This is a genomic window from Hymenobacter persicinus (genome assembly GCF_004167665.1).
Taxonomy (GTDB): Bacteria; Bacteroidota; Bacteroidia; order Cytophagales; family Hymenobacteraceae; genus Hymenobacter; species Hymenobacter persicinus.
Map to the genome: position 1 here is coordinate 17,632 of NZ_SEWE01000031.1, position 24,194 is coordinate 41,825.

Annotated in this window: 27 protein-coding genes and 1 tRNA gene; 15 read left to right on the forward strand and 13 right to left on the reverse strand. The window is 63.2% G+C overall.

Going from position 1 to position 24,194, the window contains the following annotated elements:
• Positions 1 to 8: 8 nt before the first annotated feature.
• The 6 genes from EWM57_RS14265 to EWM57_RS14290 form a co-directional block, all read right to left on the reverse strand.
• Positions 9 to 743 (reverse strand): ABC transporter ATP-binding protein, encoded by a 735-nt coding sequence (locus EWM57_RS14265; RefSeq protein ID WP_242510077.1) that lies wholly within the window; start codon positions 741 to 743, stop codon positions 9 to 11.
• A 114-nt stretch (positions 744 to 857) separates the two neighbouring features.
• Positions 858 to 1,625 (reverse strand): ABC transporter permease, encoded by a 768-nt coding sequence (locus EWM57_RS14270; RefSeq protein WP_129921833.1) that lies wholly within the window; start codon positions 1,623 to 1,625, stop codon positions 858 to 860.
• Complete coding sequence (locus EWM57_RS14275; protein ID WP_129921834.1) at positions 1,615 to 2,472, reverse strand: ABC transporter permease subunit; 858 nt, start codon at positions 2,470 to 2,472, stop codon at positions 1,615 to 1,617. Before EWM57_RS14275 ends, EWM57_RS14270 begins: the two co-directional genes overlap by 11 nt.
• 169 nt (positions 2,473 to 2,641) lie before the next feature.
• A complete protein-coding gene (locus tag EWM57_RS14280; RefSeq protein ID WP_129921835.1) occupies positions 2,642 to 3,859 on the reverse strand; it encodes an ABC transporter substrate-binding protein in 1,218 nt (405 codons plus the stop codon).
• 147 nt (positions 3,860 to 4,006) lie between these two features.
• Positions 4,007 to 7,021, reverse strand: coding sequence for a TonB-dependent receptor (locus tag EWM57_RS14285; protein ID WP_129921836.1), 3,015 nt, complete (start codon positions 7,019 to 7,021; stop codon positions 4,007 to 4,009).
• A gap of 99 nt (positions 7,022 to 7,120) precedes the next feature.
• On the reverse strand, positions 7,121 to 7,813 hold the full coding sequence (locus EWM57_RS14290; RefSeq protein ID WP_165370522.1) for a TIGR04282 family arsenosugar biosynthesis glycosyltransferase: 693 nt from the start codon (positions 7,811 to 7,813) through the stop codon (positions 7,121 to 7,123).
• A 224-nt stretch (positions 7,814 to 8,037) separates the two neighbouring features.
• On the opposite strand from EWM57_RS14290, the gene EWM57_RS14295 reads away from it, so the two are divergent.
• From EWM57_RS14295 to EWM57_RS14315, 5 genes are all read left to right on the forward strand, one after another.
• Positions 8,038 to 8,388, forward strand: a complete 351-nt coding sequence (locus tag EWM57_RS14295) for an ArsR/SmtB family transcription factor (protein WP_129921838.1) — start codon at positions 8,038 to 8,040, stop codon at positions 8,386 to 8,388.
• Positions 8,389 to 8,420: 32 nt separating this feature from the next.
• Positions 8,421 to 9,008 (forward strand): ArsI/CadI family heavy metal resistance metalloenzyme, encoded by a 588-nt coding sequence (locus tag EWM57_RS14300; protein ID WP_129921839.1) that lies wholly within the window; start codon positions 8,421 to 8,423, stop codon positions 9,006 to 9,008.
• Between the two features lie 68 nt (positions 9,009 to 9,076).
• Positions 9,077 to 9,571 carry a GNAT family N-acetyltransferase gene (locus EWM57_RS14305; RefSeq protein WP_129921840.1) on the forward strand — a complete coding sequence of 165 codons (495 nt, stop codon included), beginning with the start codon at positions 9,077 to 9,079 and terminating at the stop codon, positions 9,569 to 9,571.
• A gap of 43 nt (positions 9,572 to 9,614) precedes the next feature.
• Positions 9,615 to 10,724 carry an ACR3 family arsenite efflux transporter gene (gene arsB / locus EWM57_RS14310; protein ID WP_129921841.1) on the forward strand — a complete coding sequence of 370 codons (1,110 nt, stop codon included), beginning with the start codon at positions 9,615 to 9,617 and terminating at the stop codon, positions 10,722 to 10,724.
• 27 nt (positions 10,725 to 10,751) lie between these two features.
• On the forward strand, positions 10,752 to 11,177 hold the full coding sequence (locus EWM57_RS14315; RefSeq protein WP_129921842.1) for an arsenate reductase ArsC: 426 nt from the start codon (positions 10,752 to 10,754) through the stop codon (positions 11,175 to 11,177).
• A gap of 127 nt (positions 11,178 to 11,304) precedes the next feature.
• On the opposite strand, the gene EWM57_RS14320 is transcribed toward EWM57_RS14315, so the two are convergent.
• The 3 genes from EWM57_RS14320 to pheS form a co-directional block, all read right to left on the reverse strand.
• Positions 11,305 to 11,378 (reverse strand) — tRNA-Asn (locus tag EWM57_RS14320).
• 95 nt (positions 11,379 to 11,473) lie between these two features.
• The gene (locus tag EWM57_RS14325) at positions 11,474 to 11,920 is read right to left on the reverse strand and encodes a Rieske (2Fe-2S) protein (RefSeq protein ID WP_129921843.1); all 447 of its coding nucleotides are present in this window, start codon (positions 11,918 to 11,920) and stop codon (positions 11,474 to 11,476) included.
• 66 nt (positions 11,921 to 11,986) lie between these two features.
• Entirely contained in the window at positions 11,987 to 13,027 is a 1,041-nt protein-coding gene (gene pheS, locus EWM57_RS14330; protein ID WP_129921844.1) for a phenylalanine--tRNA ligase subunit alpha, read from the reverse strand.
• A 221-nt stretch (positions 13,028 to 13,248) separates the two neighbouring features.
• On the opposite strand from pheS, the gene EWM57_RS14335 reads away from it, so the two are divergent.
• The 3 genes from EWM57_RS14335 to EWM57_RS14345 all read left to right on the forward strand — a co-directional run bounded on the left by EWM57_RS14335 (position 13,249) and on the right by EWM57_RS14345 (position 14,963).
• Positions 13,249 to 13,866: a hypothetical protein gene (locus tag EWM57_RS14335; RefSeq protein WP_129921845.1), complete on the forward strand. Its 618-nt coding sequence runs from the start codon at positions 13,249 to 13,251 to the stop codon at positions 13,864 to 13,866.
• A 25-nt stretch (positions 13,867 to 13,891) separates the two neighbouring features.
• Positions 13,892 to 14,278, forward strand: a complete 387-nt coding sequence (locus EWM57_RS14340) for a hypothetical protein (protein ID WP_165370523.1) — start codon at positions 13,892 to 13,894, stop codon at positions 14,276 to 14,278.
• Between the two features lie 139 nt (positions 14,279 to 14,417).
• Positions 14,418 to 14,963, forward strand: coding sequence for a hypothetical protein (locus EWM57_RS14345; RefSeq protein WP_129921847.1), 546 nt, complete (start codon positions 14,418 to 14,420; stop codon positions 14,961 to 14,963).
• Between the two features lie 78 nt (positions 14,964 to 15,041).
• On the opposite strand, the gene EWM57_RS14350 is transcribed toward EWM57_RS14345, so the two are convergent.
• Entirely contained in the window at positions 15,042 to 16,322 is a 1,281-nt protein-coding gene (locus EWM57_RS14350; RefSeq protein WP_129921848.1) for a M16 family metallopeptidase, read from the reverse strand.
• Positions 16,323 to 16,494: 172 nt separating this feature from the next.
• The gene (locus EWM57_RS14355; protein ID WP_129921849.1) at positions 16,495 to 17,100 is read right to left on the reverse strand and encodes a hypothetical protein; all 606 of its coding nucleotides are present in this window, start codon (positions 17,098 to 17,100) and stop codon (positions 16,495 to 16,497) included.
• Between the two features lie 121 nt (positions 17,101 to 17,221).
• Here EWM57_RS14355 and EWM57_RS14360 point away from each other — a divergent pair, with 121 nt between their 5' ends.
• From EWM57_RS14360 to ytxJ, 4 genes are all read left to right on the forward strand, one after another.
• On the forward strand, positions 17,222 to 19,210 hold the full coding sequence (locus tag EWM57_RS14360; protein WP_129921850.1) for an alpha-ketoacid dehydrogenase subunit alpha/beta: 1,989 nt from the start codon (positions 17,222 to 17,224) through the stop codon (positions 19,208 to 19,210).
• A gap of 99 nt (positions 19,211 to 19,309) precedes the next feature.
• Positions 19,310 to 19,621: a hypothetical protein gene (locus EWM57_RS14365; protein WP_129921851.1), complete on the forward strand. Its 312-nt coding sequence runs from the start codon at positions 19,310 to 19,312 to the stop codon at positions 19,619 to 19,621.
• 102 nt (positions 19,622 to 19,723) lie between these two features.
• Complete coding sequence (locus tag EWM57_RS14370) at positions 19,724 to 20,050, forward strand: hypothetical protein (RefSeq protein ID WP_129921852.1); 327 nt, start codon at positions 19,724 to 19,726, stop codon at positions 20,048 to 20,050.
• Positions 20,051 to 20,059: 9 nt separating this feature from the next.
• Entirely contained in the window at positions 20,060 to 20,404 is a 345-nt protein-coding gene (gene ytxJ, locus EWM57_RS14375) for a bacillithiol system redox-active protein YtxJ (RefSeq protein WP_129921853.1), read from the forward strand.
• A 90-nt stretch (positions 20,405 to 20,494) separates the two neighbouring features.
• On the opposite strand, the gene EWM57_RS14380 is transcribed toward ytxJ, so the two are convergent.
• Positions 20,495 to 20,899 carry an OsmC family protein gene (locus EWM57_RS14380; RefSeq protein WP_129921854.1) on the reverse strand — a complete coding sequence of 135 codons (405 nt, stop codon included), beginning with the start codon at positions 20,897 to 20,899 and terminating at the stop codon, positions 20,495 to 20,497.
• A gap of 112 nt (positions 20,900 to 21,011) precedes the next feature.
• Here EWM57_RS14380 and EWM57_RS14385 point away from each other — a divergent pair, with 112 nt between their 5' ends.
• Both EWM57_RS14385 and lipA read left to right on the forward strand, forming a co-directional pair.
• On the forward strand, positions 21,012 to 21,800 hold the full coding sequence (locus EWM57_RS14385; RefSeq protein ID WP_129921855.1) for a hypothetical protein: 789 nt from the start codon (positions 21,012 to 21,014) through the stop codon (positions 21,798 to 21,800).
• A gap of 175 nt (positions 21,801 to 21,975) precedes the next feature.
• Entirely contained in the window at positions 21,976 to 22,878 is a 903-nt protein-coding gene (gene lipA, locus EWM57_RS14390; protein WP_207218321.1) for a lipoyl synthase, read from the forward strand.
• Between the two features lie 87 nt (positions 22,879 to 22,965).
• Here the strand turns inward: lipA and EWM57_RS14395 are convergent, their stop codons facing one another.
• Entirely contained in the window at positions 22,966 to 23,574 is a 609-nt protein-coding gene (locus EWM57_RS14395; protein ID WP_129921856.1) for a DUF4136 domain-containing protein, read from the reverse strand.
• A gap of 218 nt (positions 23,575 to 23,792) precedes the next feature.
• On the opposite strand from EWM57_RS14395, the gene EWM57_RS14400 reads away from it, so the two are divergent.
• Entirely contained in the window at positions 23,793 to 24,089 is a 297-nt protein-coding gene (locus tag EWM57_RS14400; protein WP_129921857.1) for a hypothetical protein, read from the forward strand.
• Positions 24,090 to 24,194 lie beyond the last annotated feature (105 nt).

The window sequence follows — 24,194 nt, forward strand, 5'->3', positions numbered from 1 at the left end:
GGGTGGTGCTACCGCTGCGCTTCCACGCTGCGCCAGAAGGCCAGCTCCGAGGTGATGCCGGTGCGCGGGTCCTGCACGAAGTCGGCCCGCGCGGCAAAGCTGGTGAGCTGCCCGGCCTCGAGGTAGGCGAAGCGCGAGCCCACGGTGAGGGCCTCGCGGCTGTCGTGGGTAACAAAGATGGAGCTGATCTGGTGCTGACGGCTGACGTGCAGAAATAACTGCTGCATGTCGGCCCGGGTTTGGGCGTCGAGGTTGCCGAAGGGCTCGTCGAGCAGCAGCAGGCGGGGCCGGATGATGAGGGCCCGCCCAAACGCGACGCGCTGGCGCTGTCCGCCCGAAAGCTGGTGCGGGGCTTTGCGGGCATGGTCGAGCAGGTCCAGCTCGGCGAGCATGGCTGTCACCTGGGCCTGCACTTCCGGCTCCGGCACGCGGCGGATGCGCAGCCCGAAGGCCACGTTTTCAAACACCGATAAGTGAGGAAACAGCAGCGGCTCCTGGTAGAGGTACACCACCTGCCGCTCGTTGGGCGGCAGTGGCCGCAGGTCTTGGCCGAGCAGGTAAAGCTGACCATCATCGGGCGCTTCCAGGCCGGCCAGAATCTTAAGCAGAGTCGTTTTGCCCCCGCCCGAGCGGCCCAGCACGGCCAACACCTGCCCGCTCCCTAGCTCCAACGACACGTTCAGCAGCACCGGCTGGGAACCGAAGCGCTTGGTAAGGCTTGTAACGGTCAGCAGCGCACTCACGGGCGCACCCCGGCGCCGGCGGCGGGGAGTACGGCAGCAGGTGGCAGACCGGCGGGTCCGGGAAAAGGAAGCGGGATGGGCGGCAGGAGAGGTGGAGTTGGGGCCGAAAATACGCTACTCGGGCCGGCGCAGCAACGCCGGGCGGTTGAGCCAGAGCAGCAGGGCCGGGGGCAATAGCAGCAGCAGGGAAGCCACGGCCGCTAGTTGGCTGTTGGCTTCGCCCACGTAGGCAAACACCTGCACGGTGAGTGTGCGGACCTTGCCCACGCTGAGCACGTTGGTCAGGCCAAAATCAAACCAGGCCAGCAGGAAGGTCTGAAACAGGGCGGTGCGCAGCCGGGGCCAGGCCAGGGGCAGCAGTACCCGCCGGAATGCCTGCGCGGACGTGCAGCCCAGGGTGCGGGCCAGGCTTTCGTACTCGGCCACCTGGGGCGTCCAGAAGCTGCGCAGCAGCAGCGTGGCATAGGGCAGCGCCACGAGCAGCAGCCCTAGCAGCACCCCGACCCCCGAGCCCGAGAGGTGCAGGCGAATGATAAACGGCTGAATGAGCGTGGCCAGCAACACCGGAGGCAGGGCGTAGGGCAGGTAGCTGGCCGCTTCCCAGCGGGCCGACCGGGTGGAGCGCGCCAGGGCCCGGGCCACCGCCAAGCCCCCGCCCGTGGCCAGCACCGCCACCGTGCCCGCCAGCAGCAGACTGCGGCCCAGGCCCGCGAGCAGGTCGTTGTCGGTGGCCCCGAGCAGGCTGCGCACCGCCGTCAGGGAGTACGCCGGGGGCAGGGCCGCGGGCCAGCGCCACTGCTCGGCCAGGGCCAGCAGCCCCAGCAGCACGAAGGGCAGGGCTAGTAGCAGGCCCAGCAGCGCGGGAAGCAGCCTAGAGCGCATGACGACGGTGTAAGCGCACCAGCAGCCCGATCAGAGCCAGCAAACCCAGGGCCACCAGGAAGCCGGCCAGGTAGCCCGCGGGCAACTCCCGCAGGTCGAAGCGCTGCAGGCGGGTAGCAATGTAAACCGAGAGCATCTGCGGGTAGGGGCGGCCCAGCAGCAGGGGAATGTCGTAGGCACCGAGCGTGGCAATAAAGCTGAGCAGCAGGGTAGGTGCCGCCCGGCCCAGCAGCACTGGCGCGGCCACCCGCCGCCGAAACTGCCCGCCGCTGGCCCCCAGCGTCAGGGTCAGCTGCCGAAACTCGTCGAGGCGGCTTTCCTCGTAGATGGCCTGGAGCAGCAGGGTCAGCAGCGGAAACGTGAGCAGCACGTGGGCCAGAATAATGCCCACCCCGGCCGCATCCTGCACCAGCTCCGGAAAGCCTTCGATGCTGGTGGTAAGCCCGCTTTGGTAGCTCAGGCGGGAAAGCCAGCCCGACCGACTCAGCAGCTGAAACAGGTAGAAGGCCACCACCAGCGCGGGCATCAGCAGGGGCAGGTGCAGCAAGAGCCGCAGGGGCCCGCGGCGCAGGGCTTCCTGGGCGCCCAGCACCAGCCAGAGCGCCAGCGCAGCCGCAACACCTACGGCGGCCAGGGCAATCCAGGCGCTGTAGAGCACCGCCCCCAACAGGCCGGTTTGCGCGCCCAGACCCCGCCAGTAGTGCAGGGTAAAGCCCCCGGCCAGGGGCCCGGCCACCCCCAGACTGCCCGCCAGCGCGTAGCCCAGCCCGGCCAGCGGCAGGCCCACCACCAGCAGGCCGTAGGCTGGCAGCAGGGTGCGGGAAAAGAAGGAGGATGAAGCAGCCATGCGAAAGTTGGAAGCGGGAAAGGTGTTTACATCGGGAAAGTACCATTTCTGGCCGGGTTACGACCAGGGTGGCGCCGGCCTCTTGAGCGAAGGCAGAGCGAACCTACCCCGAACGCAGCCCGAAACGAGCTTCGCGGGGAAGTACAACTTCGCCGCCGCTCCGGCAGCATTATTTCTCGATCACCTGGGTGCGGAAATCCTGGAACAGGCGGGTCATGTACTCCGGGTCGGGCTCGGGCAGGGCCAGGTTCTGGATGGCTTCGCGCCGGGGCGCGTACCGGCGCGAAGGCAGCTGCTCGAACTGCCGGCGCTGGGCCGCGGGCAGGGTCGAGAGCTTGAGCACGGTATGGTCGCCCCAGACGTTGGGGTCCATCTTCTGGAGCTGGGCCTCGGGTGAAATCAGGAAGTTGACGACCAGCAGGGCGGCCTCGGGGTGGCGGGCGTGCTGCACGATGCCCAGGTAGTGGGAGTTCTGGATGGTGCCCGGGGCCGGCACGTAGGCCCGGGCCGAGGCCGGGAACACCCGCTGATTGACTTTATTATCGACCTCGGCGTCGTTGTTGGAGAAGGTGAAAGCCACCTCGCCGTTGGCAAAGAGCTGGTGCAGGGGAGCCAGCTGCTCAGGGAAGGTTTGGCCCTGCTTCCAGAAGTAGCGCTTGTTCTCGTTAATCACCCGCCACAGCTCGCCCGACCATTTCCGGTACAGGGCCTCGTTGAACTTGCCCCGGAACAGCGCCGGGTTGCCCGACAAGGCCATCATCCAGGACTTGAGCAGGGTCATGCCCGTAAACTCGTTGGGGATGGTGAACTGCCCGGGGTGGGCTTTCAGGAAGGCGGGCAGCTCGGCAAAGGAGCGGGGCGGGGCCGCCACCCGGCTCGAATCGTAGATGAAGGTGAACTGCACGTTGCCCCAGGGGCACTCCATCCCATTCACCGGCTGCTGAAAGTCGGTGTTGATAAACGGATTTTGCAGGTCGAGCAGGTGGGCGTTGGGCAGCTTGTCCACGAAGGGCCCCAGCAGGGCATCCACCTGCCGCAGCTGGTAGAAGGTTTCGCCGTTGATCCAGAGCAGGTCGGCCTCGCTGGGCTGGTCGGCGGCCTGCTCGGCGGCCAAGGTTTGCACGAGGCCCGCACCCTGCCCGGCCGAAATCTGCAGGTCCACGTTGTAGCGGCGCTTCACCTCGGGCTTCACGTAGGTGGTCATGTAGCGGTTGATGAGCGGGTCGCCCTGCCACATCACCATGCTCACCATTTGCCCCCGGCCCGCGGCTTCAATTTGCGGCCAGCTTTGGGCTAGCACCTGCGCCGCCTCCCGGGGCTTATCGGCGGAGTTGCAACCGCCTAGCAAAGCCAGGGTGGCGAGGTAGAGAAGAAGTCGTTGTTTCATGTAAAAGAGAAATGCGCTTAACCAGAACGTCATGCAGAGGCGGAGCCGAAGCATCTCGCGTGCAATGCTAAGCAGATTACCGTGGCAACGTCAGCACGCGAGATGCCTCGCGTGGCTCAACATGACGTTCGGTTATTATTGCGGCAATTACAGCGCGTAGCGCAGGCCAAACTGGAACTGGCGGGGGGCGCTGGCGTTGCGCTTCACGATGCCGGCGCTGGGCGGCCCCACCTGAATCTGGTTGCTCTGGGTGGCATTGTTGGCGTAGCCGCTCAGATTCTGGGTGTTGAGCACATTAAACACGTCGGCGGTCAGCTCCAGACGGCTGGTTTTCTCCCCGAAGTGCAGCGAGTACTGGGCGCCCACGTCGAAGGTGCGGGCCCAGGGCAGCCGGTCGGAGTTGCGGCCCTGGCCGGGAAACCGGTCGGCGTTGCCCAAGTAGGCGGTGCTGAAGGAGCTGCCGTCGCCGTTGAGGTCATTGGTGAAAACGGTGGTGCCGGGCACGAGGTAAACGCCCGTCACGCGGTTGACGGGCTGCCCGCTTTGCAGCAGCGCGGCCACGGTCAGGCGCAGGCTGCGGACCGGGTAGTAACTGCCAATGGCGTTGATGACGTGGGTCCGGTCGTTGATGGAGTTGGCAAACTCGGGGGCGTAGTTGTTGGCGTCAGCGGCCCGGAAATTCACGTCCTCGGTGTCGTTTTTCAGGTTCGACAGCGTGTACGACACCCGGTAGCCGACCTTATCCTCGGCCGCATCCTTTTGCAGGTTGAAGGAGGCGGCCACGTAGCGGGAGCGGCCCGCCGACTCAGTCATCACCACGTTGCGGGCCACGCCGGTTACGGTCTGCCCGTTGATAATTGCGCTGCCGTCGGGGCGGATGGGCACCGGGCGGGTGGCGTCGGCCTGGGCCGGGGTGCGCACCACCACGTTGTTGGGGTCGTTCTGGGCGTACTCCGACACGGCATTCACGTTGCGCAGCCGGAACAGGTCGTAGCTGCGGTTGTACATGGCGTCCACGTAAAACAGCGTCTTGCTGCTGACCTGGTACTGGTAGCCCAGCGTGCTCTGGTGCGAATACGGGTTGGCGTAGCCGTTGGGGTTCAGGATGCGCCGCTCGTAGCTGCCCACAGTGGCCCGCTGGCCCTGCAGGCTGGCCGCCGACGGGCCCTGCAAATACGCCACATTGCTCACGCTGCCGCTCAGATTGCCGTCGAAAGTGATGCGGTCCACGTTGGTGTTGGCGGGCAGCGCGCCCACGCGCACCAGCTCCCGGAGCTGGGTTTTGTAGTCGGCGGAGGTGGTGTTCTGCTGGAGCGCGTCGCTGTAGACGGTGTAGAGAATCTTGTCGTAAAACAGGCCATAGCCCCCGCGCAGGCTGCTGCGCTCGGTCAGGCGCAGGTTGAAGTTAGCCCGCGGGGCCACGTTGTTCCGGTCGCCGTGGGCGGCGCCGCCCCTGGAGAGGTTGTCGTAGTCGTAGCGCAGGCCCAGGGTCAGGTTCAGGCGGTCCGTCACGGCGTACTGGTCTTCGAGGTAGATATTATACAGGTTCTGGGTGGTGCCGAAGGAGGCCGGGCGCAGCTCCACGTTGTAGTTGAGCACCTGGGCGTCGGCCGGAATGTCGGTGATGCTCAGCCCGGCGCCCAGATTGCGGGCCCGTAGCGCAGCCAGCTGGGCCGGGGAAAGCTGCACGCTGTAGCTGCCGTTGGGGTTGCCCCCGCCAAACAGCCGGTGCTCGGTGCTGATGACGCCGAAGCCGCCCTTGAAGGTGCTGCGGCCGCGGAGCAGGGAGAACTTCTGCTGGGCCTGCCAGGTGCTCTGGTGGGAGTCGAACAAATAGCCGGGGTGGCCCAGCACGGCCACGGTCTGCCCGCCGCTGTTCACCGTCACGTCCGGGCTGTTGGGGTTGTCGGCGCGGGCGTAGTTCCAGCGGAAGCGGGCGTACTGCAGGTCGGTTTCCGCGGTGAAGCGGCCCCCCACGTACACGTTCTGAGAAGCAACGTTAATCGAGTTGCGGTCCTGGCGGTTGCCGGTCGAGGGGAAGGCCACGCCGCCGTCGAGGCCGCCGCCCTGTCGCTCAATGTTCACGATGCCCACGTTGGCCCGCAGCGAGGAGCGCAGCCGCTCGGTCCAGCGCTGGTCGAGTTTGCCGGAGAGGTAGGTGAAGCGGTTTTGCCCGCGCACGGTGGCGTTGATACCCAGCGCGGGCGAGGTCAGCACGTTGTCCTTGAAGTCGAAGGTCTGCTCGGCGTTCAGGTAGAAGAAGGTCTTGTCCTTCACCAGGGCGCCGCCCACGCCGAAGCCGAACTGCTGGCGCTGGAAGCCGCCCTTCACCTGGTTACCCGACAGGTCGCGCTGGGCGAAGTCGGTTTTGCCGTCGATGCCGGGGCCGGGGCGGGTGAGGTAGAAGGCCTCGGCGCTCAGGTCGTTGGCGCCCGACTTGGTAGTCACGTTCACGATGCCGTTGGCCGAGTTGCCGAACTCGGTGCTGAAGTTGTTGGTCAGCACGTTCACGTTTTGGGCAAAGCCCACCGGAATGGCGAAGCGCTGTCCGCCCAGGAAGTTCTCGTTGTTGTCGAGCCCGTCGATGAGGTAGTTGGTGTAGAGGCCGTTGGCGCCGTTGATGCTCACGTTGGGCGCTTCCGAGAAAAAGCCGGTGGCCAGCGTCACGTTGGGCAGCCGGTACAGGGCCCGGGTCACGTCGCGGGCCTCAATGGGCAACTCCCGCAGCTCCCGCGCCGACAGTTCGGCGGCCACCTCGGCGTTTTGGGTGTTGATACTCGTGCCGTTGTTGGGTGCCCGTACCGTCACGCCGGCCAGGGTCTGGCTGCTCACGGTGGGCAATACCAGCGTCACGCTCGGGGCGGAGTTGGCGCGCAGGGTGAGGCCGGCTTCCCGCACGGCTGGGTAGACGGCGGTGGCGGTGGTGCTCACGGCGTATTGCCCGGCCGTGCTCAGGCCCCGAAACCGCGCCTGGCCCTGGGCGTTGGTGGGCTGCTCGGCGGTGAAGCCGATTGCGGCGTTGTCGAGGTGTACGGGCAGGCCCGCTACGGGCTTGCGGGCATTGTCGAGCACTGAAACTACTAAATCAACCTGGGCCCAGACGCGGGACAGGGGCAAAAAGAACAGGCACAGAAAAGCACTAAAAGCGAAAAGCTTTTGCATAAAAAAAGAAGAGAGCAGGCAAACTGAAACAACAACCCAGCGCCGAGCAGGCCGCCCACAGCGCGCCTACCCCGGCAGGGGACCGACAAAGCAGATGTTTCAGCTGGCCGGCGGTCCGCGCCGCGGAAGGGCCCGCCGGGCTGAGTCGAGCGGGACGGACAGGCGGCGCGGGCGCAGCTGCGGGGCCACGGGGCGCAGGCGCCGCAGCCGCCGTTGCAAAAGCCGCGGCAGCGGTTGGCGCAGGGCCCGGGCCAGGTCCTGCTCGTTGTCGACGTCGGCCAGCGGGGGCAGCAGCTCCACCGCCGCCCCCGCATGGCGCAGCTGCTGGCGCAGGGCGGCGCCCAGCTGGGCGGTCCGCCAGGGCAGGGCCTGCCAGGCGGCGGCCTCAAACTGTTGCCGGGTTACGCCCAGCAGGTACACGCCCCCGTCGGTGGCCGGGCCCAGCACAGCCTGACCCTGCTGCAGGGTGGCCACGGCCCGCCGGAGCAGGCTTTCGTCGAGTTGAGGGCAGTCGTTGCCGATGACCAGCAGCTGCTCGTAGCCCTGCTCGAACACCTGCTGCATAGCCCCGGTCAGCCGTTCGCCAAACGTGGCCCCGCGCTGCCGGTTCGAATCGAGGCACACCACCGTGGTGCCGGTCCGGGCCGCCGTAGCCTGGGCGTGCCGGATCAGCTGAGCCGCCACGGCCGCGTTGCGGTCCGGTGTGCCGCCCACAAACTGCTTGTGCTGCGCCTCGTCCCCGGCCGAGCGGGTAAAGAGCAGGATAGCAACGGTAGGGGAGGGGTGCGTCAAGGCCGGGGGCGTGGGGCCGCCGGGCAAAACCGAGGGGCCGGAATCAGAAAGGCGCTAATGTACGAGTTGCCCCCCAAACCGGATTGAGCAGGACGGAGCTGCGCGGTGCCGGTCCAGCTTTCGCGCGCCGGGGAGTTCTAACCCTGAATCCTACTATTCTCCCGCATGTCGCAAATATACGTCATAGTATGTCGTATATTTGCGACATAGATTTTCCTCTTCCCATGACCCACGCCAAAACAGCCCCTTTCACCGACGAGCAACGGCAACTGGCCCGGGTAGCCAAAGCCCTGGCCCATCCGGCCCGGGTGGCCATTATCCAGCTCCTGGCCAGTAAGACTACCTGCATTTCCGGCGACATTGCTGCCGAGCTGCCGTTGTCGCGCACCACCGTCACCCAGCATTTGCAGGAGCTGAAAGCGCTGGACTTGATTCGGGGCGAGGTTGAGGGCCTGACCGTGTGCTATTGCCTCAACACGACCTTGCTCCGGCAGGTGCAGCAGCAATTCACCGCTTTCTTTGACCAGGCTACGGCTCCGTCGCCCTGCGCTCCGGATGCCGCCTGCGCCTGCTGATTTCGTTATTTCCACCCTTACCCGTTACGCCCATGGAAACCTCCGTATTTCCCCGAATGCACGTTTCGCTGTACGTGGCTGACCTAGCCGCTACGGTCAGCTTCTACAACACCATTTTCGGGCAGCCCGCCGCCAAAATCCGGCCGGGCTACGCCAAGTACGTGCTCGACCAGCCGTCCCTGATTATTTCCTTCGTCGAGAATCCCCAGCGGGTAGCCAGCAACTTCGGGCACCTGGGCTTTCAGGTCGAGACGGTGCAGGAGCTGGACGAGCGGTTGGCCCGGGCCCGGGCCGCGGGTTTAGTACAGCGGGAGGAAGTGGGCACCAGTTGCTGCTACGCCAAGCAGGATAAGTTTTGGGTGAATGACCCGGACGGGGTGGAATGGGAGGTGTACTACTTCCACGAGGATGCCGAGTTCAACGACCCGCGCTACCAAGCCGAATACGACCAGGCAGCAAGCTCCCAGTGCTGCATTGCGCCCGCCGCGCAGGCCCCGGAAGAGGCTGTCCTAGTCACGGAGCCAATGGCGTTTCCCCTCACGCTTGCTGGGCCCGCCGCGCAGACGAGCTGTGAGAGTACCGCTTCGGCGGCTTCCCCGGCGGCGTCGGCCTGCTGCTAGCTGCCGGCGCCGCCTCGGCGTTGCGTAATGCTTAGGCTGCTACTGTTCACCTTTTCGCTTTTTTCAGCATGAATTTGCTTCCTCTTAGCGTCGCGCACTGGGACCAGGTGCGGGCTATTTATGAGCAGGGCCTGGCTACGGGCAATGCTACGTTTCAAACCGCTGCTCCGACTTGGCAAGACTGGGACGAGGGGCATCTGACGCATAGCCGCTTGGTGGCCGTCGATGACGCTGGTCGGGTACTAGGTTGGGCCGCCCTGTCGCCGGTATCGGGCCGCTGCGTGTACGGGGGCGTGGGTGAAGTGAGCGTGTACGTCGCCGCCGAGGCGCGGGGGCAGGGAGTCGGCCAGCGCCTGTTGGGGGCCCTGGTGGCGGAGTCGGAAAGACAGGGCATGTGGACGCTCCAAGCCGGGATTTTCCCGGAAAATAAGGCCAGCGTCCGACTGCATGAGACCCAGGGCTTTCGGCTGGTGGGCCGGCGGGAGCGTATCGGCCAGCTGCACGGCGTATGGCGCGACACGGTGCTGTTGGAGCGCCGGAGTGAGGTTGTAGGAGCCGTCTAGCCCCTGCCTTCATTCACTGACCATACAGAACAAAAATCTCCCGATGCCACTATTTAACCAGTCCATTCCTGGGAGCCCGCCGTCTGTAGCGGTGGTGGCTCAAAAGAAGCTTTCTCGGCTAGACCGGGGCCTTACCCTCTGGATTTTCCTAGCTATGGCCTTGGGGGTGGCCCTGGGGTATTTCATGCCCGGTATCAATGACGCGGTGAACTACTTCTCAGTAGGCACCGTGAACGTGCCGCTGGCGGTGGGCCTGATCCTGATGATGTACCCGCCGCTGGCCAAGGTTAAGTACGAGCAGCTCCCAACGGTCTTCAAAAATACGCGCATCATTGGGCTCTCTCTGTTCCTGAACTGGGTACTGGGGCCGCTGCTCATGTTCTTGCTGGCTATCTGGCTGCTGCCTGACAAGCCCGAGTACATGATAGGCCTTATCCTTATTGGCATCGCGCGCTGCATTGCGATGGTGCTGGTGTGGAACGACCTAGCCAACGGTAGCCGTGAGTATGCCGCCGGGCTGGTGGCGCTCAATTCCATCTTTCAAATGCTCTTTTACTCGGTACTGGCGTGGCTGTTCATCACCGTGCTGCCGCCCCACTTTGGGCTAAAGGGCTACACCGTGAACGTCGGCATCGGTGCCATTGCGCAGAGCGTACTCGTGTACCTGGGCATTCCATTCGCGGCGGGTTTTGTCTCCCGTACGGTCTTGCGGCGGTTAAAAGGTGATGCGTGGTACGAGCAGTTCTTCCTCCCCGCCATCAGCCCGATTACGCTCATTGCCCTCCTGCTCACCATCGTGGTGATGTTCAGCTTAAAGGGGGAAGCCATTGTGCAGGTGCCGCTGGACGTGCTACGTATTGCGCTGCCGCTGGCCCTGTACTTCGGCATCATGTTCGTGCTCAGCTTCGCGGCGGGCAAGTACCTGGGCGCTAACTACGCCGAGAATGCCAGTATTGCCTTCACGGCCACGGGCAACAACTTCGAACTGGCTATTGCCGTGGCCATCGGGGTATTCGGACTGAACTCGGGGCAGGCGTTTGCGGGCGTCGTTGGGCCGCTGATTGAGGTTCCGGCGCTCATTGCCCTGGTGAACGTGGCCTTCTGGTTTCGGCGACGCTGGTACGCGGACCAAAAGGCAGACCCTCAAGTCTAGACTCACTTCCTTTTCGAATCCCTGCTTATGACCCAGAAAAATGTGCTGGTGCTCTGCACCGGCAACTCCTGCCGCAGTCAGCTCATGCATGGCTACCTAACCCAACTGCTGGGGGAGAAGGCGACGGTGTATAGTGCGGGCATCGAAACCCACGGCGTCAATCCTAAAACCGTGCAGGTGATGCAGGAAGATGGAATAGACATTGCCCACCACACCAGCAACCATGTGGACGAGTATGGCGCTGTGCCTTTCGACTATGTGATTACTGTGTGCGACAATGCCCGCGAGGCATGCCCGGTGTTTCCGTCCTCAGCCATCTTATTCCATCACAATTTCCCCGACCCAGCCAAGGCAACGGGCACCACCGAGGGCGTTATGGAGCAGTTTCGTGCGGTTCGAGACGAAATCAAGGCCTATGCCCGCGACTTTGCGCGCCAGTATTTCAACTTGTAAACTGATTCAGCGGCTCAGCAGAGGGGTTTTCAGGAGCAGTCAGCCAGGGATGCCCTGTGAGCTGTACCGCCAACAAAGAGAAAGCCCGCCAACAAACCGAATTTCAGTCTATTGGCGGGCTTCTTAGCGCTCCCTCCTGGGCTCGAACCAGGGACCCTCTGATTAACAGTCAGATGCTCTAACCGGCTGAGCTAAGGAAGCGGTTATGGCGGCGTTTTTTGCCGTTGCTGGTGCAATATTAGTCGAAAAGGAAACTTTGTGCAAACAATGACTTGAAAAAAACTTTGCCAAAAAGCCTAATTCGTGATTGTCAGGATGGTACCGGAGAGCGAAGTGCTGTACTGACGCAAGGGCCGACCCGCCGGGCCCGACTGCACCCGTCCCTGCAGGTCGAACTGCGACTGGCAGCAGGCATCTTTCAGAAACAGCCGCGACGGGTCGATGCTGACGCGGGCGCAGGTGTCGGCGGCGCGGTAGGGGCAGTTGCGCTCGAAGGCGTAATAGGTGCTGGCGTTCTGGCGCACCACAATCAGCCCGCGCACCCCGCCCTTCACGTAGGCCGCCCCATTGTCGGCTCGCAATGCCACGTATTCCTGGTTCGTCAGGTTGATGGGCGTATTAAAGGATGCCAGCGGAATCTGCGGGTCGTTGTCGGTCGAGTTGGAGCCGCAGGCGGCCAGGACCAGCTGGGAAGCAAAGAGGGCTACCACTGCTACGGCACGCAGGTTGGGAAGAAAAGTCATGAGCAAGGCGTAGGGCGTTGGAAAGAGAAAAACAAGACGGCAGACCGATAACCAACGCCCGCCGAATTAAGCTCCCTCGAACTGCCGCAGGAAGCGCTGGTCGTTTTCGGTGAACAAACGCAAATCCTTGATCTGATATTTCAGCATCGTGATGCGCTCAATGCCCATGCCCCAAGCGTAGCCCGAATAGGTCTCCGAGTCGATGCCCGACTGCTCCAGCACGTTGGGGTCAACCATGCCGCAGCCCCCGATTTCCACCCAGCCGGAGTATTTGCAGATGTTGCAGCCCGCGCCCTTGCAGATCAGGCAGGTGATGTCGATTTCGGCGCTGGGCTCGGTGAAGGGAAAGAAAGAGGGGCGGAACCGAATCTGGATGTCGGCCCCGAACATTTCCTGCACGAAGTAATAGACCGTCTGCTTCAAATCGGCAAAGCTCACGCCCTCGTCGATGAAGATGCCCTCAATCTGGTGGAACATCATGTGGGCCCGGGCCGAAATGGCCTCGTTGCGGTACACCCGGCCAGGCATGATGCTGCGAATCGGGGGCTTCTGCGACTCCATCACCCGCACCTGCACCGTGCTGGTGTGGGTGCGCAACAGAAAGTCACTACTTGGGTTGGCCGGGTCGCGCCGCACGAAGAACGTATCCTGCATGTCGCGGGCCGGGTGGTTTTCGGGGAAGTTGAGGGCCGTGAAGTTGTGCCAGTCGTCCTCGATTTCGGGCCCTTCCGACACGTTGAAGCCAATGCGCGAGAAGATGCGCACCATTTCCTCCCGCACCAGGCTCAGCGGGTGGCGGGTGCCCAGGGCGTTGGGCACGGTGGGCAGGGTGTAATCGAAGGTCGGGTCGGCGGGGGCGTTGTGGCTGGCTTCCTCAAGCTCCTGCTTGCGCTGGTCGAACCGCTCCTGGGCGGCCTGCTTAAGCTGGTTGAGTTCCTGGCCCACGGCCCGGCGCTGGTCGGGCGCCACAGTTTTGAGCAGGTCAAACAAATCGGCCAGTTGGCCTTTCCGGCCGGTGAAGGCCAGGCGGAATTGCTCCAGCTGCTCGGGAGCGGTGAGGTCGTAAGCGGCTATTTCGGCGCGGAGGCGGTTGATTTGGTCCTGCATCCTGCAAAGGTACGCTTCCGCCGGAAACCCGCCACCACCAAAAAAAGCCCGATTGCAGCCCGCAAGGCACGTTTTTGAATATTGGTACGATTGCTGCAAAAGCCGCTCCGACACTGGCTGCAGGAAGTGAGTACGGGGCGCCACCGACTCAGACCGCAGCTCCCGGGGCGTGCCGCCCGCCGCATTTCTTCCCATCCTTCCGCCTTCCTGACTTCGCCGTTATGAACCGTTTGCTGCTTCCCGTTGTCCTGTTTGCCGCCCTGCTCAGCGCCCCGGCTTCCTCCTTCGCCGCCGATGGCCCCAAAAAGCCCCGGACTACCAAAGCCCAAAAGAAAAAGCTGGCCACCATGCCCAAGCCGACCTCGGCCGCCAACTGGGGCTCCACCGCCGATGACGACGCCCTGTGGGCCACGCCTGCCGCGGCAGTGCCGGCCGTTGCGGCTGCCCCCGCCGTTGCGGCTGCCCCCGCCGTTGCCGAACCCGAACTGAACGATGATCCGGCCATGCACTCCTCGGGCGTGATGATTGCCCCGGGCATGAACACGGCGCCTTATCGCGGCGTGAGTACCGACTACAACGGCCGCCCGATCAGCAAGCCCACCAAGAAAGCTAAAGCGCTGGCCACGGCTCCGGCCGAACTGCCGGTGGAAGACGAGGATCCGATGATGCATTCCTCAGGCGTAATGATTGCTCCCGGCATGAATACGGCCCCCTACCGCGGCGTGAGCACTGATTACAACGGTCGGCCACTGAAAAAGAAAGCCAGCAAAGCCTCGACGGTAGCGGCCAAGGTGGCCGCGCAGGAGCCAGTGGCTACGGTTGAGGTACCGCAGTGGTAGACATCCAGTTAGCGAGCTAGTGCGTATGCTGGGAAGCGTTGGCTTCTCACCTTATTCCTTGTTTCGCATGTGGTACCGCTACTCGTTTTTGCTGCTGATAGTGGGGTTGAGCCTGCTCCCCGAACTTTCTGCCCGGGCCCAGACCCGCACGTCGAAAGTGAAGCCCAACCGGGCCCGCTCCGGTGCCTACGCCCGCTACGACCGCTCGGGCCGGCGCAACGAGGAAAACATGCGGCTGGCGCCGGGAATGCGCATCAACATGCCCAGCCCACCCACCACTGACTACATGGGCCGGCCGTTGAAGAAGAAAGCTCCCAAACCCGCTTCGGCCAACTCGACGCTGAACTCGGGCAAGGCCGCACCCGCGGCAGCCCCCAAACCGGCGGTGCGCGCTGCCAGGCGCAAAAATTAAATCAACACACGCTCAGTTAGAACCGTAATTGGCTCAGCGGGCACAGATATTTTTTGTCGTTCGGGCACAAACCGCCCTAGATTTGTGTATCCAAGTTCTCAGAGTCGAAAATTCCATTCACCCTTCGCGCATTTTATCTATGCTACGTTCTGCCTTTTCAAGCCTGCTGTTGGTTTCTGTGTTGAGCGCTCCGGCTGCTTTTGCCCAGCAGACTAGCAAGAAATCAACCAAGCCTGCCGCTAAGGCTCAGCCGGCCCCGATGGAGGAGCCCGCCGCGGCTCCCGCGCCCGCCCCTGCCAACGACGGCTTCGGTGTGCCAGCCGCCGGCCGCGCCGTGGATGCCCCAGCTCCGCAGTCGGAAGGCTTTTCTATTGCCCCGGGCTTCACGGCCGCGCCTTCGCGCCGGGTAAATACTGACTACCGCGGCCGCACTCTGGCTCCCTATGTGCGCCGCAACGTGCGTGAGGCCACGCCGGTAGCTGCCCCGATGCCTGCTCCGGCCCCCGAGCCAGTAGCCGTAGCCCCAGCACCTACGCCGGTTGAGGAGACCGTAACGGCCTCGGCTACCAAGAAATCATCGGGCGCCACGGCCACCAAGAAAGCGGCGGCCCCCGCAGCCAAGAAGGCTCCCGCCAAGAAGGCTCCCGCCAACGACGGCTGGGGTTCGGGCGGCAGCGGCTGGTAAGTCGCGGCTCTTCACAAGTACCAACAAAAAGGCCCGAACGATTGTCGTTCGGGCCTTTTTGCGCATCGGGGGCTGCCGTTATTCCTCCTCTTCGCCAGCGGCAACCAATGCCCCGGCGCCGGCGGGGGCAGCGTGGTAATACAGCGTGCTGCAATTGTCGGGACGCAGAATTTCCTGGGCGGCGGCCAGCACGGCGGCCGGCGTGACGGCCTGCACCTTGGCGCTTTCCTGATTTACTAAGTTGGCGTCGCCGAGCAGCTTGTTGAAAGCCAGGTTCATGGCGCGGTTCAGCAGCTCAATCTCGCTGAAGACAATGCTGGCTTCGGCCTGGTTCTTCACTTTTTCCAGCTCGATGGGCGTCACCTCGGCCTGACTTAACTCCCGCAACACTTCCTCCACGGCCGCGTCGGCTTCTTCCATGGTCACGCCCGCGTTCAGGCGCCCACTGACGACCAGCAGGCCCGGCTCGAAGGAGCCGGTGCAGGACGCAGAAATCGAGTTGAACAGGGGCCGGTCCTTCACCAGGCGTTGGTAGAGCCGCGACGACTTACCTCGGCCCAGTACGTCGCTGAGCAAGTCGGCGGCGTAGTAGCTGGGGTCGGGGCGGCCGGGCATGTGGAAAACCTTGTAGAGGGCGTTGACGGGCACTTCGGCCGTCACGTCGAGGTGGCGGGGCGCGGTTTGCCGGGGCTCGGCGGGCAGATTCCGCTCGTATTTTTCCCCGCCCGGAATGGGGCCAAACCACTTTTCCGCCAGGCGCCGGGCTTCGGCCACCGTCACGGCCCCGGCCACGACCAGGATGGCATTGGCGGGGGAGTAGTGCTTCCGGAAAAATGCCCGCACGTCGTCCATGACAGCATTCTCGATGTGGCTTACCTCTTTACCGATGGTGGGCCACTGATAAGGGTGCTGCTGGTAGGCCAGGGGGCGCAGCTTCAGCCAGACGTCGCCGTAGGGCTGGTTGAGGTAGTTCTGCTTGAATTCCTCGACCACCACCTTGCGCTGCACCTCGAGCCCGTTTTCAGAGAAGGCCAGCCCCAGCATCCGGTCCGACTCCAGCCAGAACCCGGTTTCGATGTTGTTGGCGGGCAGCGTGAGGTAGTAGTTGGTGATGTCGGGGGAGGTAAAGGCGTTGTTTTCGCCGCCCACGTACTGCAGGGGCTCGTCGTAGCTGGGAATGTTGACCGAGCCCGAAAACATGAGGTGCTCAAACAGGTGGGCAAAGCCCGTATGGGCCGGATCCTCGTCGCGGGAGCCCACGTTGTAGAGCACGTTGACCACGGCAATGGGCGTGGTGTGGTCTTCGTGCACGATGCAGCGCAGGCCGTTGGCGAGGGTAAATTCTTCGAAATGAATCATGGAAAGGTCGGGAGGGAAGGCGGCCGGAGTGGTCAAAGGTAGAATACCCGGCGCAGTTACGGTACGGCTTAAACAACGCAGGGCAGAGGAAAAGTTTTGCCTGAAGTCCTAGCGCAGCAGCCGGGCCTACTGCTCCGCTAGGGCAGCTGACGGCTTTGAAAAGTATGCCGGCTCAGTACCAGTACGGCGTGAGCGCCACGCCCAGCAGCAGGTGGTGGCGAGTGCTGGACTCATAGAGCATGCCGCCCGGCGAGCCTGCCCGTTGGCGCACGGCGGGGGTAAGGCCCACCCGCACCAAGGCTGAAAGAGCCACGGCGCGGGAGTCGAGTTGCAGAAAGTCGCTTTCGAGCGCCGCCTGGATAAAAGCTTCCCGCTTGGCATAGCGCTGGTAGGCATCAGCAACCGGCAAGCGGGACAACGGCAGGGCCAGCCCGCCGCCCAGCCCGGCGTGCACCCGGCCGCGGCCCCCGCCCAGCCGCACCGACACGGGCAGCACCAGGTAGGACACGGCCGGTGACCCTGCCGGGTGGCGCCGCTCATAAACGGCCTCGGCCAGCAGGGCCAGCCGCAACTGCTGGGAATAGTAGCCGCCCAGGATGCCGGCCGTGGGCGTGACGTAAAAAGTGCCGCTGTTGCCCTCCAGATGAATAGAGGAGCCCACGCCCACCCGCCCGCCGTACAGCCAGCCGGGCGGGGGAGAGGTCGTTGCGGGGGAGGTCTGGGCCACGGCCCGGCCGTACGTCGGCAGCAGCGCGGCCAACAAGAGTAGTCGATACATAACGGGTAAGAATAGGCTTCCTGGAAGGAAGATAACGAGCAGAACAGCAATCCGCGGCCGACGGTACGGCCCTTCCGCCCAAACCCGTACTTTTGGCCCCGCTACACCCACCCACTCCCTTATGAACTTCGACCGGAAAGACTACCCCAACGACGTTTTGCTCCACCTCTACCAGGGCCTGCTCAAGCCGCGTCTGATTGAGGAGAAAATGCTGATTCTGCTCCGGCAGGGCAAAGTAAGCAAGTGGTTTTCGGGCATCGGGCAGGAAGCCATTTCGGTGGGCAGCACCCTGGCCCTGAATCCAGACGAGTACATTCTGCCCCTGCACCGCAACCTGGGCGTCTTCACGGGCCGCAATATCCCCCTGGACCGCCTCTTCGCGCAGTGGCAGGGCAAAACTACCGGCTTCACCAAGGGCCGGGACCGGAGCTTCCACTTCGGCACCAACGAGCACCACATTGTGGGCATGATCAGTCACCTCGGGCCCCAGCTGGCCGTGGCCGACGGCATTGCCCTGGCCGACGTGCTGGATAAAAAGCCGGCCATTACCGTGACCTACAGCGGCGACGGCGGCGCTTCCGAGGGCGACTTCCACGAGGCCCTGAACGTGGCCGCCGTGTGGCAGCTGCCGGTTATCTTCATCATCGAAAACAATGGCTACGGCCTGAGTACGCCTTCCAACGAGCAGTTTCGCTTCAAGTGCTTCATCGACAAGGGCCCCGCCTACGGCATGGAAGCCGTGCAGGTCGACGGCAACAACGTGCTGGAAGTTTACGACACGGTGAAGCGCCTGGCCGAGGATATGCGCCAGAACCCGCGCCCGGTGCTACTCGAAGCCCTCACCTTCCGGATGCGGGGCCACGAGGAAGCCAGCGGCACCAAGTACGTGCCTCAGGAGCTGTTTGAAGAATGGGCCCAGAAAGACCCGGTGGAGAACTACGAGAAGTGGCTCCTCCAGGAAGGAATCCTCGACGAGGAAGCCCGCATGCGCTTCCGCGAAACCATCAAGCGCGAAATCGAGGAGGGCCTGAAGGTCGCTGACGCCGTGCCGATGCCCACGGCCAGCCTGGAGGAGGAAGTAGCCGACATGTACCGCCCTTTCGAGCCCGATGCTTCCCTGCAACTGGCAATGGGCAACGGGCAACCGGCAACTGACAAGCGCTACGTCGACGCCATCAGCGACGCGCTGCGCCAGAGCATGGAAAAGTATCCCGAGCTGGTGCTCATGGGCCAGGACATTGCCGACTACGGCGGGGTGTTCAAGGTGACCGAGGGCTTTGTGGCCCAGTTTGGCAAGGGACGGGTGCGCAACACGCCCCTGTGCGAGTCGGCCATCGTGGGCGCGGCGCTCGGGCTGAGCATCAAGGGCAAGAAGGCCATGATGGAAATGCAGTTTGCCGACTTCGTGACCTGCGGCTTCAACCAGATTGTGAATAACCTCGCCAAGAGCCACTACCGCTGGGGCCAGAACGCCGACGTGGTGGTGCGCATGCCCACCGGGGCCGGCTCGGCCGCGGGCCCGTTCCACTCCCAGTCTAACGAAGCCTGGTTTACCCACACCCCGGGCCTGAAAGTGGTGTTCCCTTCGAACCCCCACGACGCCAAGGGCCTGCTCAACGCCGCCATTGAAGATCCGAACCCGGTGATTTTCTTCGAGCACAAGATGCTCTACCGCAGCATCAGCGCCCCGGTGCCCGACGCCTACTACACCACGCCCATCGGCAAAGCGGCCCTGGCCCGGGAAGGCTCGGATATGAGCATTATCACCTACGGCATGGGCGTGCACTGGGCCACCCAGCTGGCCGAGGAGCTCAGCCTCGACTGCGACATCCTGGATTTGCGCACCCTGCTGCCCTGGGACGAGGAAGCGGTGCGGGCCACGGTGAAGAAGACCGGCCGGGTTATCCTGTTCCACGAAGACACGCTCACGGGCGGCATCGGCGGCGAACTAGCGGCCTGGATTGCCGAGCACTGCTTCGAGCACCTCGACGGCCCGGTGCAGCGCGTGGCTTCCCTGGATACGGCTATTCCCTTCGCGCCCCCGCTCGAAAAGCAGTTTTTGCCCGTGCAGCGCCTGCGCGAGCGGGTCGAAAAGCTGATGGCTTACTAGCCCGGCGCGGCGGAATCCGGCCGCGGAAAAGGCTGGAGTCCGCCGCGCTATTTATCTTGCGGACTTACCGCCGGACTGGGGCCGGCTTATTGCTGACTTATGAGGTTTTTTGTTTTTCGGAGTTGGGGCCGGATGCTGGTGCTGGTCGTGTTCAGCGGCCTGCTGCTGGGCAGTTGCCGGCCTTACCGCATGCCCAGCCCCACGGGTCCGCCCCGGCCTAAGGTCAGCAAGGCCAAGAAGGCCGACACCGAAAACGCGGCCGGCAACAGTGAGCCCGCCCTCACGGAAGCCAAGCCCATTAAAAACAGCTACGACAAAAACGGCCTCATCAAAAAGCCCAAGTACGAGCGTCGCCGCCTCAAGCACAAGGTGGGGCAGCGCACGTTCCTGGGAATTAACTTGCCCTTCTAAGCCCGTCAGCACCAATTGCTTCCGCGCTGCGTATAGGTGGTCAGCTTCCCTCGTTGCCGCCCGCTCTATCCTGCTTCTCCCACCGCTATTTCCTCCCTAGTTATGCGCGTATTTCTGCTAGCTGTCCTTCTCGTGGGGCTTACTGCCGCCTCGGCCGCCGCCCAAACGGAGTATTCCACCCCGGCCATCCAGCGGGCCGAAAACCGCCGGGCCCTGCGCGACGCCCGCAAGTACAAGGCCGACTACAAGGACTCCCACCTGGCCGTGTCGAAAGACAAGCTCAAGCAAGGCAGCAGCCCGGCCGGGCCGCAACCCAACGACGGGCGCGACAGTTATAAGTTCGACCACACCGGGGCCGCCTACATGCGAGAACCAATCCACATTGGTTTGCGTCCTGGGGGTAAGAAAAAGAAACCTACGAACGAATAACGTCTTCCCATGAGTACTCCCTGGCAACCCCTCACCCAAGCCGAGCAGCTGACCGACATTGTGCAAGAGTCGCACGAGCAGCCGGTGCTGATTTTCAAGCACAGCACTTCCTGCTCCATCAGCGCGGCGGCCAAGAGCAAGCTGGAGCGCCAGTGGCCCGAAGCCAACCTGGACGACGTGAAAATCTACTACCTCGACCTGCTGCGCTTCCGCCCCATCTCGGCCGAAATAGCCGATAAGTTCGGCGTCCGCCACGAGTCGCCCCAGCTGCTGCTCATCCAGGACGGCGAGTGCCGCTACGACGCTTCCCACATGGGCATCCGCCTCAGCGACGTGAAGCAGGTGGTGAAATAGTGAACTGGTGACATGGTGAGTTGATGTTCGACCCGCGCCGGTGGCGCAAACAGAAAATCTAACTCACCATGTCACCAGTTCACCACCTCACTACTCATAAAGAAACTGAACCTGCTGGCGGATTTCCGGGTTCAAGCTAAGCGCCACCGGGCAGGTCCGGGCCGCGTTTTCCAGAATGGTCCGGTCCTTGGCCGAAAGGCTGGCGGGCATGCGGAACTGCAGATCAATCTGGGCAATGCGCCGGGGCTCCGCGGCCATGTGCTTCGTTACCTCAAAGCTTACCCCCGTCAGGTCCAGCTCGTGGCGGCCGGCCACGATGCCCATGATGGTCATCATGCAGGCGCCCAGAGCGGCACTGACCAGGTCCGTGGGCGAAAATGCTTCCCCGCGGCCGTGGTTGTCCACGGGAGCATCGGTGAAGATGGTGTTGCCGGAGGCCGTGTGCGTGGCTTCGGTACGCAGGTTGCCGGTGTAGCGGGCAGTGGCAGTGCTCATAATCAGGAATGTGGCGGGGAAATGCCTGCTAATTTACGTACTTTAGGTGGGTATGCGGCCGGGCGGCCTGTGTTCACCCGATTTTCACTCTTCTTCAGCTAGCTTGTCCTCCGTGCGTAACATCTTTACTTTCGGTTGCTTCCTGCTCGGTACGCTGGGAGCTGTTTCCGGCGCTCAGGCTCAGAGCGTCAGCTCTTCCGACGAGCCTTCGTACCAGAAAGAGTTTATCTACGGCGTCAACTTCAACACCCGCGGCGGCCTGATCGGGGGCGTATCGGTGCGCTCCACCCGCGTGCTCAACGAGCAGTGGGCGCGTTTCTGGAGCATCGAGGGCGTGGAAGTGAAGCACCCCAAGGAGCAGCGCCACCCCAATCCGAACACGGGGGGCATCTACACCAACGCCAAGACCAACTACCTGTTTGTGCTGCGGCCTTCGGTCGGGTTGGAGCGCATCATTTTCCGCAAGGCGCCCGATGCCGGCGTGCAGGTCAGTGCTCTGCTCGGGGCTGGTCCGTCCATCGGGCTGCTGATGCCCTACTACATCTACTACGACTACACCGCCCGCGACGGCAACGGCCGGCCCGTGCCGCCCCAGGATATTCGGGCCGAGCAGTACGACCCCGCCAAGCACCCCAACTCCGACCTTATCGTGGACCGGGCTCCGCTGTTTTCGGGCATCAACGAAACCAAGCCCCGGCTGGGCGCCCACCTGCGCGGGGCGCTCAACTTCGAGTACGGCCGCTACAAGGATGCCGTGGCCGGGGTCGAAACGGGCTTTCTGCTCGAGGCCTATCCCAAGGAGCTGCCCATTCTGAAAACCGTGCTGATCAGCGACAAAAAGCTCAACAACAAATTTTTCCCCTCGGTGTACCTGACCATTTACCTCGGGCACCGGAGCTAAGGCAATACCGGGCTGGTTTACCAGTCTAAAAACCGGGCGGTGGGCTTTTCCTGCGGGAGGCCGGCCGCCCGGTTTTGCGCTTAGGAACAAATTAGCCGCCTCGCTGGTCTTAGTACTCACTACTGACCATTCAGTACCGACTCCTACTCACTACCTTTGCAGCATGGACGATCTGTTGCTGACCCTTCCCATAATCCAACCCCAGGCGGCTGCTCCGGCAGCGCCGGCCAAGCCCCGCAAGCCCGACTGGCTGCGCGTGAAGCTGCCCGTGGGCCCCGAGTACGCTAAAGTCCGCCGCCTGGTGGATGAGCATAAGCTGCACACGATCTGCGAAAGCGGCAACTGCCCCAACATGGGCGAGTGCTGGGGCGCCGGTACGGCCACGTTTATGATCCTGGGCAACATCTGCACCCGCTCTTGCTCGTTCTGCGCCGTGGCCACGGGCCGCCCTACCGAGTACGACACCGACGAGCCCCGCCGGGTGGCCGAGGCCATTCAGCTCATGAGCGTCAAGCACGCCGTGATTACCTCCGTCAACCGCGACGAGCTCAAGGACCGCGGGGCCAGCATCTGGCACGAAACGGTGGTGCTCATCAAGCAACTCAGCCCCAGCACGACCATCGAAACCCTGATTCCGGACGTGAAAGCCAACTGGGCCGCCCTGGACGTGATGATTTCCGGGGGGCAAGAGGTGGTGTCGCACAACATCGAAACCGTGGGCAGCCTCTACCGCCTCGTGCGGCCCCAGGCCAAGTACGACCGGAGTCTGGAGCAGATTCGGCGCACCAAGGAGGCTGGTAAGCGCACCAAGTCGGGCATTATGCTGGGCCTGGGCGAAACCAAGGACGAGATGTACCAGGCCATGGACGACCTGGTGGCCAATGGCCTCGATATCCTGACGCTGGGCCAGTACCTGCAGCCGACCAAGCGCCACATTGAAGTCGCCGAGTTCATTCATCCCGACCTATTTGCCCACTACCGCGAGGAAGGGCTGGCCCGGGGCCTCAAATACGTGGAAAGCGGGCCGCTGGTGCGCAGCTCTTACCACGCCGAACGCCACGTCAACGTGCCGATTTAAGCTTCGCCCCCCGAAGCGCAAAGTCACAAAAAAAGCCCCTGACTACGAAAGTCAGGGGCTTTTTTAGGTTTCAACAAAGCTTAGCGGTTAGCGCTGAGCCTGTTTGTCGGTGGGGGGGTAGTTACCCAGCACGCTGCCGACAATGCGGTACACTTCCTGTTCCGAAATCGACTGGTTCTCGACTTGAGCTTCGCCCATACCGCGCCACGCCAGCTCTTTGCGCTTGGCGTCCACGAAGTCGATGATAACGGTGCCTTCCTTGTACTCGGAAACCGGGTTCAGACCGCGGCCGTAGCCATAGCCGTACCCATAGCCATAATAGGGGTAGCCGAAGGGCGAATAGCCAGCGTTGTTGACGCGCTGCTTGTCTTCTACCTTGGCGCTGTAGGCCACGAATACGTCGGGGTTCTTATCGACCCGGGTCAGGCCCTTACGGGTCATTTCGGCTTCCACGGCGGTGCGCATGCGCTTATCGAGAAAGGAGCGGTAGTCCTGGGCCGGGCCGCCTTCCACGTCGGGCTGCTGCTGCGGGTACCAGGCCCAGGTTTTGTAGTTGCGGAAATTAACCGAGTGGTCAAAGTCGGAGGTTACGCCCACGCGGGACGTAGTGGCGCAGCTGGACACGCCCAGCAGAAGCGAAAGAGCCACGGCAGCCAAAGCAGTCGGCCGGGCCAGTAAGCGGGTGAAGCGTTTCATATGAGCTGGAAAAACGTGAGGAGAATGGACCTCAGGCAGGATGGGTAAAATCTTGCCGGAACGGGATATAATGCCGTTTTTCGGTCTGTTAGAGTAACGTCGGCACCCGCGGCAATGTTCCCGGAAAGTAGGCTTGCCGACTTGTTGGAGAGAAAAAAATCTTCTTAAATTCCTTTAACCCTCGAAATAAATCTATCTTCCCCGACCAAACCCTCCCTATGAGCAAACACCTACTTTACGCAACTATCTGCTGTCTGCTGGCCGCCTGCAGCACGGCCAAGGATGAATCGTCCGGCAAGCGCAGCAACCAGGGCCCGGTGGCCTTCAATACCGTGGTCGACTGCACCCTCTACGACGGCATGACCAAGACCTCGGCCCAGCTCACGACGGTGACCTCCGGCACGGAAGTGCAGGTCATGGACACGGTGGACGCGCACTTCGTGAAGGCCCGCGTGACCAAGGACGGCAAGACCCTCAACGGCTACATGTACCGCACCTGCTTCCCGCAGAAATAAGCAGTTGCCAGTTGCCAGTTCGGGCAATTGCAGCTGCTCCAAACGAAAAGCCCCGGCTATAACTAGCCGGGGCTTTTTCTTGGTATCACTCAGCTACCACAAACT